The organism is Acidipropionibacterium thoenii DSM 20276 (assembly GCF_000423445.1).
GTDB lineage: Bacteria > Actinomycetota > Actinomycetes > Propionibacteriales > Propionibacteriaceae > Acidipropionibacterium > Acidipropionibacterium thoenii.
Genome location: NZ_AUHZ01000008.1, coordinates 65235 through 78670 on the forward strand (window position 1 = coordinate 65235; position 13436 = coordinate 78670).

The window sequence follows — 13436 nt, forward strand, 5'->3', positions numbered from 1 at the left end:
GCAGGAGGTGGACCGATGGCCGAACCGAAGGATCCAATGCTCTTCGAGATGGCCTGGACAGCGGATCCGCCGCTGCTGGTCAACCCCGAGCTCGGCGTCGAGAAGCTCACCTCCAGGACGGCCGCGAAGTCCTTCCGGTCCGATGTCACCCTGCTCGACTCCACCGACCACCGACTGCTGCGCTCAGGGGTGGTGCTGGCCCACCGGGTGGTCGACTCGCTGGGGGAGTGGTACCTGGACGCACCGACCTGGAGTCCCTGGCTGCCGGTCGACTGCGCCGTCGGCCTGGACGGAGCCGGCGAACTGCCGCTGGACTTCGGCTGCCTCATCAAACCCTTCCTGCGCGGTGCGCCGTTGTCCCCCTCCGGAGCGCTGAGCTGCGAACGCAGCGAGGTGAGCCTGATCGGCCCCGGCGGCGAGTCGCTGGCCGACATCAGGGACGATCGCATCACGGTGACCCGCTCGGGGGTCACCATCAGCCGGGCCCGCGAGATCACCCTGACCCCGCGAACCGGCCTCTCCACGCGGCTGCGCGGCTGGGTCTCCGCCCGGATGATGGCCCTGGGGGCCACCCAGGTGGCCGCTTTCCCCTCGGCCCTGAGCCGACTGGGGCCCCCGCCCGGAGCGCTGCCAGACTTCCCGCGCAGCGTGCCGGCCAATGTTGCGGCCACCCTGGAGGGGTTCGTCGGCAACCGTCTGGCCAGCTGCCTGCACGCCGTCATCGAGGCCGACCTGAAGGCCCGCAGCCGAGGGATGCAGCTGAACTCGGCGGCAGACCACCAGGCCGCCCACACCGGCGAGTTCATCGTGATGCCCGACAATCCCTCGGCGACCGATCTGAGCGAGCTGGGAATGGATCCGGTGGCGATGTCGTCGATGGGGATCCACGACGAGCGGCACGGGCGGATCGACGGGCTGATCACGGCGCTGGGGGAGCTGGAGGCGGTCATCGATGGTCTCAGCGAACTGCTGGAACCCCGATGGGTGCGCGACCTGACGGTCCGCCTGGACCAGGTGACCTCGCTGGACCGGGAGAGAATCACCATCCACCGGATGCCGGAGTCCTACTACCAGCTGCTGGACATGCTGGTGCTGGCGGTGCGCGCCCCCCGACTGACCGGCGACGGGTCGGTGCCGGCCCGCCCGGTGCTCACCGAGATGGTCAAGCACGCGGTGGCGACCGTGGTGGCCCAGGCCGACGCGTTGGATGCCGGCTCGGACCACGGCTGGGCCCGTGCCCGGCGTTCCGCCGAGGCTGCCGCCGCCCTGGCGGTCACTCTCCAGGTCGACAAGCGGGCCGGGAGGATCGCCCGGCGGCTCGCCAAGGTGGCGGCGGCGCTGGCCGCCACCGGATCGGTGCACGAGGGGCCGAGCCCCGAGCAGGTCGCGATGCTGACGCCGATGCAGGCCTACGCCGCTGGACGCCGTGCCGAGCGGCGGCTGGCCGAGATCGGACTGGCCCGCTCCCGGTTCGTCACCGACTGGCCCAGGCAGCGGGAGAAGCTCCTCAAGGCGGCGAGGCCATGACCGGCCTGTTCGTGGTGCTGGAGGGTGGTGACGCGGTGGGCAAGACCACTCAGACCCGCTACCTGGACCGCTGGCTGACCGATGCCGGGGTCGACCACCTGATCACCCGGGAACCCGGCGACACCGCGCTGGGCGCCAGGATCCGCGCTCTGTTGCTGGACCCGGCGACCGGTGCGATCAGCCCCAAGGCCGAGACGCTGCTCTACAACGCCGACCGGTCCCAGCACCTCGACGAGGTGGTCCGCCCGGCGCTGGAACGCGCAGAGGTGGTGATCTGTGACCGCTACGTCGACTCCACACTGGCCTACCAGGGGGCCGGCCGGACCCTGGACGCCGCCGAGATCGCCGCTCTGGCGGACTGGGCCACCGACGGCCTGACCCCCGATCTCACCATCCTGCTGGATGCCGATCCGGCCCTCACCATCGTCGGCATCGTCGACAAGGACCGCCTGGAGGCCGAGAGTCTGGACTTCCATCGCAGGGTCCGCGACGAGTTCCTGAGGCTGGCCGGACGGGCCCCGGAGCGCTATCTGGTGCTGCCGGCCCGCGACCGGCGCGAGGAGATCGCCGAGCGGATCCGGGCCCGGCTGGCGCCGCTGATCGGGATTCCCGCCGATCCGGCGGACCAGACCCTCGACCCGGCGGCGGCCCGCCAGGGCGGCGCCCGGACAGAACTGTCGGGCCCGGATGGCACGATGACATCATGACCGCCGACCCCTCCGCCTCCACATCGGGAACCAGCTCCCCGCTGACCGGGGTGTGGTCCGAACTGGTCGGCCAGGAGCCGGCGGTGGACACCCTCAAGCGGGCCGTGGCCGGCGGCGGTCATGCGATGAGCCACGCCTGGCTGCTCACCGGCCCGCCGGGATCGGGCAGGTCGAATGCCGCGCGCGCCTTCGCCGCCGCGCTGGAATGCCCCCAGGGTGGCTGCGGGCACTGCAATGCCTGCCGAACCGCCTTGTCGGGGGCCCATCCCGATGTCACCCTGGTGCGCACCGAGACCTTGTCGATCGGCGTCGACGAGATCCGCGAGCTGGTCCGCTGGGCCGCGATGAGCCCATCGGCCGGCAGGCATCAGGTGGTCGTGGTGGAGGACGCCGACCGGATCACCGAGCGCGGCGCCGATGCGCTGCTCAAGGCCATCGAGGAGCCCGCCCCGCTGACCGTCTGGGTGCTGTGCGCACCCACCCCCGACGACGTCATCATCACCATCCGTTCGCGCTGCCGCCAGCTCCATCTGGCCACACCGAGGGATGACGCCGTCGCAGGGCTGCTGGTCACCCGCGACGGGATCGACCCTCAGCTGGCCGCCACCGCCGCCAGAGCCGCCCAGGGGCATATCGGCAGGGCGAGACGGCTGGCCCGTGACGAGACCGCCAGGGCCCGGCGCGACAGGATCCTGGCGCTGCCCAGCCAGCTGCGCAGTCTGGGCGACTGCCTCAAGGCCGCCCAGGAGCTGGTCACCGCCACCGCCGAGGAGGCGGCCGCCGCCACCGCCGACCAGGACGCGGCCGAGCGCTCCGAACTGGAGACGGCACTGGGATTCGGTACCAGGGGAGCCAGGCCACGGCAGGCCGCCGCCGCCATCAAGGACCTGGAGGATGAGCAGAAGCTGCGGGGCAAGAGGATGCAGCGCGACGCCCTGGACCGGGTGCTCACGGAGCTGACCACCTTCCACCGGGACGTGCTGGCGATCCAGACCGGGGCGGTGCGCGCCGGCGAGGAGGAGCAGCTGACCGGGCCCCGACTGGTGAACTCGGCGATTTTCCAGCAGATCCAGGCGGTGGCGGCGTCCACCACCCCCGAGGACACCATTCACCGGATAGACGCCATCCTGGAGGCCAGGAGCGCATTGGAGACCAACGTCGCCCCGCTGCTGGCGATGGAGGCGCTGCTGACCAGCCTGGTGCGGTGAACCCGCTCGGCGCTGACAGCGCCCGGCGATCCATCGAGCCGGTGCTGGATGACGACCGGGTGCGTGTTGATTCCCGGCGATGACCGGGCCGGATGAGACAGTGGAAGTGTCCCGGGCCGTGTGATTGCGGATCGTCTTCCACAAGCCCGGCGCAACCAAGCTGTGAGGAGCTGACGTGAGCAAGGCTGTCAAGAGGACGACCGGCAACGCCATACCGGACGACGCTGACAACGAGACCACGCGCGTCATCTCATCGGAGGACGTCACCAAGACCGAGGTGATCGAACCAGAGGGCACCACGCGCCGCGTCCCCGATGAGTACTACGCCCGTCCCGGCGCGGAGACCGTCGAGCGCACCCAGGTGATCCCTGAGACTCCCGACGCCGACGACATCGCCCGCCGGGAGGCCGAGGAGGCCAGACGCCAGGAGGCCGAGCAGCGCGCCCGCGAGCGCGCCATGAGGCAGCGTTCACTGGGCACCGTGGCGCCTCCGGCCGAGCCCGACCCGACTCCTGTCGAGGTTCCCAGGCCGGTCACCGACCGGGCCTTCGCATCGATGGGTCTGTTCATCTTCCGGGTCGTGCTGGCCGCTGTGCTCGGTGTGCACAGCTTCCAGCACCTGACCCAGCGGGCCGGCACCTACGACATGATCAACGGGGTGGGGCTGCCCTATCCCACCTACCTGGTCTGGGTGCTCGGGGTCGGCGAGGGGCTGGCCGCACTGGGCATCCTGGTCGGTTTGTGGACCCGGATCGCCGGGCTGGGGGCTGCCGCCATCGGCGTGCTGGCCCTGGTCTTCGTGCACTGGCACGGGCTCAACGTCTTCGCCGATGCGGGAGTTCTCGGGGAGCCGGCCCTGCTGGTCGCCTCCTGCGGTCTGCTGCTGTTCTTCATCGGCTCGGGCGGCTGGGGGATCGACGCCGGTCCGCGGCGTCGTCGCGCCGTCAGGAAGGCCAGTCGCGCCGCCAGGTAGGACGTCGCCTCGAGGTGATGATCTAGGCTCTGCGACATGTCGCAGGTGATTGCCGTCGCCTTCCAGGAGAATGGAAGGCTGCACTACCTCGACGTGGCGGGTCTGGACGTGAAGGTCGGCGACTGGGTGCTCTACCCCACTCCCGACGGAGACGAGGTGGCCCGCTGCGTATGGGGCCCCGAACGGGTCGATGACGCCGATCCGGTCGCCCCGCGCTGCGCCGGGATCGCCACCGGGCAGCAGATCCGCCGGGCCGAGCAGAACCGCGTCCGCCGCGAGGAGATCTCGGTGGTGGTCCGTCAGGCCGCCGCCGACCATGACCTGGAGATGACCCTGCTGGCCGTCGACCTCCTCGATCAGGACGGTTCCAATGTGGTGGCGGTCTACTACCGCAGCCCCCAGCGGATCGACTTCCGCAGCTTCGTGCCCGACCTCGCGGGCCGACTGCGCTGCCGGATCGACATGCGCCAGATCGCCGGGCGCGACGCGGCCCGGACGACCGGCGGGGTCGGCGTCTGCGGCCGGGATCTGTGCTGCACCACATTCCTCGAGGAGCCGGAGCCGATCGGAATGCGGCTGGCCGCCGACCAGGGCTTCGCCTCGAACCCGCTGGCGGTCACCGGCGCCTGCGGCAAGCTGATGTGCTGCCTGCGCTACGAGCACCCCTACTACACCGATTTCAAGGCCGCCGCACCCGCACTGGGCCAGAAGGTCCAGACCCCCTCGGGGTCGGGCCGGGTGGTCGGCCACGACGCACCCTCGGCCACGGTCCAGGTGGAGGTGAAGGGGGCGACCCTCAGATGCCCGCTGGCCTCGGTGTGCAGCACCGCAGCCCGACGACGCGACCGCCAGAAGGAGACACCATGAGGCCAGCGGCCAGCAGATCGCGGCTGACCGGCTGGGCCGCCGGCCTGACCGTTCTCGCCCTCCTGGCGTCGGGATGCCAGCTCGGTGGAAGCAGTTCGACACCCGGTGCGAGCGGCTCCGGACCGGCAACCCAGCAGGCCACCACCTCCTCCGGCGCCGGCTCCGGGTCGGCCACCGCGCAGAGCACGGCGTCGGCCAGCCACAGCTGGTCACCGGCCGCCACCGCGCCATCCGCCAACCCGCCGGTGGCCTCCTACGACCCGGCGGCCCACGCCGTGTTCACCGGCTACACCTCACCCGATCGCCAGACCCCCGCCGCCTCCCAGGCCACACCCGCCGGCTTCACCGCGGCCCCCTCGGGATCGGGGATGGATCGCTACCTCAACCGGCAGATCTCCTGGACCGGCTGCGGGAACTTCCAGTGCGCCAAGGTCGTCGTGCCGCTGGACTGGGACAAGCCGGACGGCCAGGCCATCACACTGGCCGTCAAGCGCAAGGCGGCCACCCAGCGGTCGGGCGGAGAGCCGGCCGACGGGACGATGTTCATCAACCCCGGCGGCCCCGGCGTCTCCGGCCAGAGCATGCTCGACCAGTTCCAGGCCGACCAGTTCCCCGGATACGACATCATCGCCTGGGACCCGCGAGGATCGGGACAGTCCACCCCGGTGGCCTGCGGTACCGCCGCTCAGACCGATGCCTACTTCAACCTCGACTCCTCTCCCTCCGACCAGTCCCAGTGGGACGCCGTGATCGCCGGCAACAAGGCCTTCGCGCAACAGTGCCGCACCTCCTCGGGGGCCCTTCTGGACCACATCTCGACCATCGACACCGCCCGTGACCTGGACTACCTGCGCCACCAGGTGGGCGACAGCAGGCTCAACTACCTGGGGATCTCCTACGGCACCTACATCGGCGCGATGTACGCCGAGCTGTACCCGGGCAGGGTCGGCCGGATGGTGCTCGACTCGGCGGTCAACATCACCGACAACGACTCCGTCTCCCAGGTGATGGGCTTCGACAAGGCCTTCCGTGCCTTCGCCCAGTGGTGCGCCGGCACCTCGAGCTGCGGACTCGGGGACACCACAGACGGCGTCGTCGACCGCACCGTCCGCTTCCTCGAGGGGCTCAACGGGGCACCGATGAGAGTGGGGCTGCGCCCGTTGACCCAGAACCAGGCAGCCACCGGACTGGCCTACTTCCTCTACTCGGGCAAGGACTCCTACGGATACCTGGCCGGCGCGCTGAACCGAGCCATCCAGGGACGCAATGGAGCCGTCCTGCTGGCTGCCGCCGATGCTCTCAACGGCCGCGACCTGGAGACCGGCAAGTGGGACTCATCGGCCTACGCCTTCCCGTCCATCCTGTGCGGGGACTGGTCCGATGACGGGCTGGCCGGCGCCCGCCGGCAGTGGGCTGCGGACCAGAAGCGAGCCCCCATCCTCGGCAGATCCTTCGGCGTCGGGCTGGTCTGCACCTACTGGACGGTCAAGCCCGCCCGGCAACTGAGGATCACTGCCCAGGGAGCGGCGCCGATCGTCGTGCTGGGGGTCACCGGTGACCCTGCTACGCCCTACCAGCAGGCCCAGTGGATGTCCGACCAGTTGGCCTCCGGGGTTCTGGTGACCTGGCGCGGGGCCGGTCACTCGGCCTGGGAACTGGGCAACACCTGCCTGCGCAACTCCGTCACCGGATACCTCAACGATGGCGTGGTGCCCAAGGACAGGACGACCTGCTGAGTCGGTGGCGAGCTCAGGTTCCGGGGCCGGGGCCCCAGGGTTTTGGGGCCGTCGCTACCGTTGCCAGTGATCGAGAAGTACTGCGTGGCGTCCGGCTCCTCGACGGATTCTGGCGGACGCCGTCGCGGCTGGCGGCAGGAGAGGATTGTGATGCCGGGCACCGTGGGAAACAGATGCCTCCGGCTCCTCGGAGTGCTGGTCCTGGTGGGCGTCCTGCTACTGCTGGAGTTCGCATGGCGGGCTCATGTCCTGGCCGGCCTGCAGCGTAACGATGGTCAGTGCGTGATGGTCGGCTCACGGGTCGACAACGGTCAGGTCCCGGTGGTCTCCTGCGAGCACTCCGGGGCGCGGTTGGTGACCAGCGTGGTGGGGCCCACTGGCAACTGCCGGTACGGCGAGGACAAGGTCGCTGTGCGTCACGAGATGAGCCACGACACCGGTTACATCGGTGCGTTGTGCCTCAGACAGCCCTGAGGCGGGCGACGACCGCCTGACCCCCGGCTCTCCCTGACCCCCTTCCGGACCCCCGCCGGCCCGGACCTCCGTCCCTGACCGCGAGCCGTCTGGCCCGTCCCTGGACCCCCGACTGTCCTGAACCCCTGCCTGTCCTGGACCTCCGCCTGTCCCTCACCTCCGGAGCCGTCCCTGATCCCCGCCTTCTCCACGTTCGTCCTCAAATATGGCGTTCGTCCTGGAATTCCAGGACGAACGCCATATTTGAGGACGAACGTGGTCCGGTGGCTTGGAGGCTGCGTCAGGTCAGCATCGCGGACCTCAACACGTACGTGGTCTGGTAGGACCCGGAGGCTGCGTCAGGCCAGTACCGCGGACCTCAACACGTCGAGCGGAAGGCCCCCCAGCGCCAGAGCACGGGTGTGGAAGTCCTTGAGGCTGAACCCTTCCGGGTCGGCGGCGCGGGCGGCGTCGCGAAGTTCGAGCCAGGTGCGCTCGCCGAGCTTGTAGGCCGGAGCCTGACCCGGCCATCCGAAGTAGCGGTTGACCTCGAACAGGGCCGAGCCCTCGTCCATCGAGACGTGCCGGTTGAAGAATGTCCAGGCCTTGTCCCAGTCCCATGGCCCACCGCCGACCTCGGCGGGGGCCTCGAAGCCGCAGTGCAGCCCGATGTCCAGGACCACCCGGGCCGCCCGCATCGACTGGCCGTCCAGCAGGCCCATGAAGTATCCCGGGTCGTCCATGTAGCCCAGATCGGCCATCAGCCACTCGGCGTAGAGCGCCCATCCCTCGCCGTGACCCGAGGTCCAGCAGGAGTTGCGACGCCAGGAGTTGAGGTGCTCGCGCTGGGCGATCGCCGAGGAGATCTGCAGATGATGGCCGGGCACCCCCTCGTGGTAGACGGTGGTGAGCTCGCGCCAGGTGGTGAAGGAGTCGACTCCCTCGGGCACTGCCCACCACATCCGACCCGGCCGTGAGAAGTCCTCGGAGGGGCCGGTGTAGTAGACCCCGCCGTCATGTGTCGGGGCGATCATTCCCTCGATCCGCCTGGCCTTCTCGGGGATCTCGAAGTGCGTGCCGTCCAGGGCCTCGATGGCCTCGTCGGCCTTCTGCTGCATCCACTCGCGCAGTGCCGCGGTGCCGTTGATCCGGTACCTCGGATCGGCGTCCAGGATCTCGATGGCCTCGGCCACACTGGCACCCGAGCGGATGCGCGAGGCCGTCTGCTGCTGCAGCTCCTCGATCCGGGCCAGCTCCTGCTGACCCCACCGGTAGGTCTCGGCCAGGTCGATGGTCGATCCCAGGAATTCCCGTGAGGCCAGCCGATAGCGCTGGACGCCGACGGCATCCTGGTCGGTCGACAGTGCCGCCATCTCGGTGCGCAGCACCCCCGCCGCCTTCTGGAAGGACTGCTCGGCGACCTTGACGGCGTCGGCCAGCTGGGAGTGAAGGGCCGTCGGGAGCTCTCCGGAGGAGGTGGCGGCCCCGGCCAGGTAGGAGTCGAAGAAGCCGCCGGGGGCGGTCCAGCTCTCGAGTTGCCCGGCCAGCAGGTCGACCTGCCTACGGGCGGGGGCGACGCCGGCTGCCGCGGAGGCCCGCTGGGAGTCCAGCCAGCCGTCGATGGCGGCCGGTACGGCGTGCAGGCGCCGGGTGATCGTCTGCCACTGCTCGACGGTGTCGGTGGGCATCGCGTCGTAGACCGCCCGGATCCAGTGAGGGCCCGAGTCGATGCCGTTGAGGGTGAGCAGGTCATAGCCGTTGTCGTGGATCTGGGCACGAAGCCCCAGCCGGTTGCGCATCGCTGCGACCGTCACGTGGTCGATGTCGTCGACGGGCATCGCCTGGTCGAGCTCGTCGAGGGTGGCCATTGTGAGCCGGTAGTCGGCCTCCAGACCGGCCGGCGACAGGTCGTCGTACTCGTCCTGGCGGATGTCGAGGCCCAGGTCGGTGGCCGCCAGCGGGCTGGCCTCCAGGCTGGCCCGGTAATACTTCTCAGCGACCTGGTCGACCGCGGTGCGGGGATGGTCTGCCGGGATCTGGTCGGGGGAGTCAGGAGTTGTCGTCACAGAGCTGACGTTATCGCGGAGCCGGGGTCGGTCGATGGCACCGCCGAGCGCACAGCGGTGAGGATTTCGCCCGGCGAGTTGTCTGCCGGTATAGTCTCAGCGGTCCGTCTCAGGCTGCGCGCGGGTGCTGTGTGAACCGCGCGGGGTGAGGAGATGACGGGCAGGCCGTCGTAGCTCAGTCGGTAGAGCGACGCTCTCGTAAAGCGTAGGTCACGGGTTCGATTCCCGTCGACGGCTCCCTACCTCCCCTGCTCGGGCACCGCCCGGGGAGGATTCGCCGCACCCGCCACGGAGCGCCCAAGCCACCGGGCTAAGGTGTTTATTGGTCGGACCAAATAGTCCACGGACTGCATCGACGCAGTCCACCGGAGGGCCTGGGTGGCATCGGACGCGCGCCGGTGATCACGACTCCACCGGATGGTGACCCGACTCGACACAAGGAGTGTGTGATGGCTGAGACCATGTTGGCGGAGAGGTTCTACGCACAGGACCGCAGCGTCCACCTGGAGGAGATCCCGGTTCCTCATCCGGGGCCGGGCAATGTGCTCATCGAGGTGGCCTACTGCGGCATCTGCCATTCCGACCTGAGCCTCATCAACGGGACCTTCCCCGCCCAGCGGCCACAGGTGACCCAGGGCCATGAGGCCTCCGGCACCATCGTCGAGCTCGGCGCCGGGGTCACCGGTTGGAAGGTGGGGGACCGGGTCATCCCCTCGGCGGGGCGTCCCTGCCTGCGGTGTCGCAAGTGCCGGCGTGGCGACTTCGCCAACTGCCTGCACCTGAACCTGATGGCCTTCGCCTACGACGGTGCCTGGGCCAGGTACCACGAGGCCTCCGCGACCGGTCTGACGATGATCCCCGACAACGTGCCGATGGATCAGGCGGCGCTGCTGGCCGACGCCGTCTCCACCCCCTATGCCGCGGTGGTCCACACCGCCCAGGTGCACATGGGCAATGCGGTGGCGGTGTGGGGAGTCGGTGGGGTCGGCACCCACCTCGTCCAGCTCGCCAAGGTGGCGGGCGGCGTCCCGGTGATTGCCATCGACCTCGACGACGAGGTGCTGGCGCGGGCCAAGCGGGTCGGCGCCGACCACGTGCTGCGCAGCGACGACCCCGAGTTGATGAGCAAGATCGAGGACCTCACACACGGACGCATGATCGACGTCGCCTTCGATGCGGTGGGCATCAAGCCCACCCTGCGGGCCGCCGTGGAGTCCCTGGACGTCAACGGCAGGGCGGTCTCCCTCGGCCTGTCCGGTCAGGACATCGATGCCGGCCCGTTCATGGACTTCAACCTGCAGCGCAAGAAGGTCTTCGGGCATCTCGGCTACTACGGCCAGGACATCGCGATGCTGGCGGAGATGCTGTCCTATCATCGCCTCGACCTCTCGGAGTCGATCTCCGAGGTGGTGCCGCTGGCCGAGGTCGAGCGCGGCATCGCGGATCTGGAGCACCACAAGAACAACCCGATCCGGATCCTCGTCAAGCCCTGATCCGGGCGCTGTGACCTCCGGGCCTGTCAGGATGGACGCCGTCATCCCGAGCACCATGCCCAGCACCAGGAGGCGGCGATGCCCACCAGTCAGGATGCCCAGCCCGTCGAGGGATCCGGCGGGCAGCGCATCGAGGTGCTCCCGGCCGAGCCGTCACGCTGGCCCGACCTGGTCGCCGTGATGGCCGAGGAAGGTGACCAGGCCTCCTGCTGGTGCCAGTTCTTCCGGCTCCGCGGCCGGGCCTGGGAGTCCTCGACCCGCCAGGCCAACCGCGCCGCGATGCACGAGCAGGTCGGTGGTCAGCCCCTGCCCCCGGGGTTGATCGCCTACCTGGACGGCGAGCCGGTCGGCTGGTGCGCCGTCGCCCCGAAGAAGGACTACCCGCGAATCGTGGCCTCCAGGCTCACCGGGGCCGAGCTGGACTGGGTCTGGTCGGTGAGCTGCCTGGTCGTGCTGGGGGACCACCGTCGGCGCGGCATCGCCAGAGCCATGGTCGACGCCGCGGTCGAGTTCGCGCGAGACCGCGGTGCCCGACTGCTGGAGGGCTATCCGGTGGACACCGAGCGAAGGCCGCAGGTCCGGGCGGAGGAGCTCTACCACGGCTCGGTCGGGCTGTTCGCCGGGGCGGGGTTCAGCGAGGTCCTGCGCCCCTCCCGGGCGCGGGTCCTGATGAGACGGGATCTGCTGGCGGAGGCCACCTGAACCCACCCGCCACGCCACCGGGGATCGTCGGCGGCCGGCGCCGGACTCCTGAGCGTTCTGCCGCTGAAGGCTGAACCGGGCCGGGAAACCAGGACTGCCTCACACACTGTGCGGCGGTGCCGATAGCATCGGGGTGCAGTTTCTAGGCCTTGGCGAGTGTCGCCGGCGACATGTGCGACTCATCCCTTCGCCACGACCAGGAGGACATCTTTATGTACGACAGCATCATCATCGGTGCCGGCCTGGCGGGCCTGTCCGCAGCGACAGAGCTGGTCAGGGCCGGTCGCGAGGTGCTCGTCCTGGAGGCCCGCGACCGGGTCGGCGGGCGTCTGGAGAATGGCACACTGTCCAACGGCCAGGTGGTCGAGCTCGGCGGTCAGTGGGTCTCTGAGGCACACGAGCAGCTGCTCGGGCTGATCTCCGACCAGGATCTGGAGCTGATCGGGCCCAGTGACGGCGATCTGATCCTCAAGTTGCACGGCCAGGTGGCGAAACTGCCCGAGACCTCTGAGGCCGAGCATCACCTCACCCCCTTCGAGTTCGCGGATCTGGGTCAGGGGCTGCTGCGCTTCCGGCGGCTTGCCGATCGGGTGGCGCAGAACCCGGTGTGGACCCAGGCCAACAGCGTGTGGCTGAGCCAGACGCTGACCCAGTGGATCAGCTCCAACCTGCGCACCGAGGGCGGCCGCTCCTACTTCACCGCGCTGGCGACCAGGGCGCTGGGGGTCGACGCCGCCACCGCCACTTTGCTGGACAGCCTCGGCAAGGCCGGCGAGGGGGTCGATCTGGAGGCCTTGGTCGCCGTCAATGGCGGTCTCAAGCAGCGCCGGGTCCGCGGTGGCGTCGCCCAGGTCCCGCAGAATCTGGCGGCCGCTCTGGGAGACGCCGTCAAGCTGTCGACCCCGGTGGTCGGAATCGACTACGACGACGACCGGGTGGTCCTGGTCGCCGAGGACGGACAGCAGTTCGAGGCACGCACCGTGGTGTGCACCCTGCCGCCCAGGATGCTGCTGGAGATGACCTTCGAGCCGGCTCTGCCCTCCGAGCGGGTGCAGCTGGCCGGCAAGGTGCCGCCGGGCAATGTCATCAAGGCATTCCTGGCCTATGACTCCCCGTGGTGGCGGCGCAGCGGCGCGTCGGGCCAGATGGGTGCCGACGAGGGTGCCGTGAGGGTGGTCTTCGACACCTCCGACGAGGCCACCGGCAAGGGCGTCCTGATGGGCTTCTTCGAGGGTGCCGAGGCCTCCGGCTACGGGAAGCTGTCGGTCTCGCTGCGACAGCGGGCCTTCGAGGAGGCCGTCGAGGGAGCCTTCGGCGCCGCCCCCTCCGAACCCTTCGAATACCTGGATCGCGACTGGCTGTCGGAGAAGTACACCCGTGGCTGCCACGGCGCCCATTTCGCTCCCGGTCTGTGGACCACCGGCGGTCCACTGCTGGCCCAGCCGTTGGGCAGGCTGTTCTTCGCCGGAGCCGAGTACGCCACCGCCTTCAACGGCTACATGGAAGGGGCGGTCCGCTGTGGCCGCGAGGTGGCCACCGAGGTCAACGAGCTGCTGGGCTGAGCTCCTCCGATCGACTGAAGCACGCCCACCCGGCTCTCCGGGTGGGCGTGCCGCGTTGTGGGGCGGGCTCCTCGAGGGACTCGCCCGGTCCAGGCTGCGCAAGGTACTCCGCAGACGGGGGTGTCTGCAGCTGTGGCTGCAG

The 13436-nt window shown here is 69.8% G+C and carries 11 protein-coding genes and 1 tRNA gene; 11 read left to right on the forward strand and 1 reads right to left on the reverse strand.

The genetic code is table 11. The features are described 5' to 3' along the window. The first annotated feature begins 15 nt into the window (after positions 1-15). The 7 genes from G554_RS0103375 (at position 16) to G554_RS0103405 (ending at position 7492) form a co-directional block, all read left to right on the forward strand. Positions 16-1527: a hypothetical protein gene (locus tag G554_RS0103375; RefSeq protein WP_027586797.1), complete on the forward strand. Its 1512-nt coding sequence runs from the start codon at positions 16-18 to the stop codon at positions 1525-1527. Then, a complete protein-coding gene (tmk, locus tag G554_RS14455) occupies positions 1524-2234 on the forward strand; it encodes a dTMP kinase (protein ID WP_036924373.1) in 711 nt (236 codons plus the stop codon). Before G554_RS0103375 ends, tmk begins: the two co-directional genes overlap by 4 nt. Then, a complete protein-coding gene (locus G554_RS0103385; RefSeq protein WP_051232345.1) occupies positions 2231-3442 on the forward strand; it encodes a DNA polymerase III subunit delta' in 1212 nt (403 codons plus the stop codon). Before tmk ends, G554_RS0103385 begins: the two co-directional genes overlap by 4 nt. A gap of 175 nt (positions 3443-3617) precedes the next feature. Continuing rightward, positions 3618-4415 (forward strand): DoxX family protein, encoded by a 798-nt coding sequence (locus G554_RS0103390; RefSeq protein ID WP_027586799.1) that lies wholly within the window; start codon positions 3618-3620, stop codon positions 4413-4415. A gap of 36 nt (positions 4416-4451) precedes the next feature. After that, complete coding sequence (locus G554_RS0103395; RefSeq protein ID WP_027586800.1) at positions 4452-5282, forward strand: PSP1 domain-containing protein; 831 nt, start codon at positions 4452-4454, stop codon at positions 5280-5282. Beyond that, positions 5279-7018 carry an alpha/beta hydrolase gene (locus G554_RS0103400; protein WP_027586801.1) on the forward strand — a complete coding sequence of 580 codons (1740 nt, stop codon included), beginning with the start codon at positions 5279-5281 and terminating at the stop codon, positions 7016-7018. Before G554_RS0103395 ends, G554_RS0103400 begins: the two co-directional genes overlap by 4 nt. A 150-nt stretch (positions 7019-7168) precedes the next feature. Beyond that, complete coding sequence (locus G554_RS0103405) at positions 7169-7492, forward strand: hypothetical protein (RefSeq protein ID WP_036924376.1); 324 nt, start codon at positions 7169-7171, stop codon at positions 7490-7492. A 338-nt stretch (positions 7493-7830) separates the two neighbouring features. Here the strand turns inward: G554_RS0103405 and G554_RS0103410 are convergent, their stop codons facing one another. Continuing rightward, the gene (locus G554_RS0103410) at positions 7831-9537 is read right to left on the reverse strand and encodes a DUF885 domain-containing protein (RefSeq protein WP_084648281.1); all 1707 of its coding nucleotides are present in this window, start codon (positions 9535-9537) and stop codon (positions 7831-7833) included. Between the two features lie 164 nt (positions 9538-9701). Here G554_RS0103410 and G554_RS0103415 point away from each other — a divergent pair. From G554_RS0103415 to G554_RS0103430, 4 genes are all read left to right on the forward strand, one after another. After that, a tRNA-Thr gene (locus tag G554_RS0103415) sits at positions 9702-9774 on the forward strand. A 212-nt stretch (positions 9775-9986) separates the two neighbouring features. Then, on the forward strand, positions 9987-11030 hold the full coding sequence (locus G554_RS0103420) for an alcohol dehydrogenase catalytic domain-containing protein (RefSeq protein WP_027586804.1): 1044 nt from the start codon (positions 9987-9989) through the stop codon (positions 11028-11030). Positions 11031-11108: 78 nt separating this feature from the next. Then, a complete protein-coding gene (locus G554_RS0103425) occupies positions 11109-11732 on the forward strand; it encodes a GNAT family N-acetyltransferase (protein ID WP_051232347.1) in 624 nt (207 codons plus the stop codon). A gap of 212 nt (positions 11733-11944) precedes the next feature. After that, the gene (locus G554_RS0103430; RefSeq protein ID WP_027586806.1) at positions 11945-13294 is read left to right on the forward strand and encodes a flavin monoamine oxidase family protein; all 1350 of its coding nucleotides are present in this window, start codon (positions 11945-11947) and stop codon (positions 13292-13294) included. The last annotated feature ends 142 nt before the right edge of the window (positions 13295-13436 follow it).

Bases quoted from the DNA above. Each gene is read 5' to 3' on its own strand.
- G554_RS0103375 (WP_027586797.1), top strand. From the start codon at position 16: ATGGCCGAACCGAAGGATCCAATGCTCTTCGAGATGGCCTGGACAGCG.
- tmk (WP_036924373.1), top strand. From the start codon at position 1,524: ATGACCGGCCTGTTCGTGGTGCTGGAGGGTGGTGACGCGGTGGGCAAG.
- G554_RS0103385 (WP_051232345.1), top strand. From the start codon at position 2,231: ATGACCGCCGACCCCTCCGCCTCCACATCGGGAACCAGCTCCCCGCTG.
- G554_RS0103395 (WP_027586800.1), top strand. From the start codon at position 4,452: ATGTCGCAGGTGATTGCCGTCGCCTTCCAGGAGAATGGAAGGCTGCAC.
- G554_RS0103400 (WP_027586801.1), top strand. From the start codon at position 5,279: ATGAGGCCAGCGGCCAGCAGATCGCGGCTGACCGGCTGGGCCGCCGGC.
- G554_RS0103405 (WP_036924376.1), top strand. From the start codon at position 7,169: ATGCCGGGCACCGTGGGAAACAGATGCCTCCGGCTCCTCGGAGTGCTG.
- G554_RS0103420 (WP_027586804.1), top strand. From the start codon at position 9,987: ATGGCTGAGACCATGTTGGCGGAGAGGTTCTACGCACAGGACCGCAGC.
- G554_RS0103425 (WP_051232347.1), top strand. From the start codon at position 11,109: ATGCCCACCAGTCAGGATGCCCAGCCCGTCGAGGGATCCGGCGGGCAG.
- G554_RS0103430 (WP_027586806.1), top strand. From the start codon at position 11,945: ATGTACGACAGCATCATCATCGGTGCCGGCCTGGCGGGCCTGTCCGCA.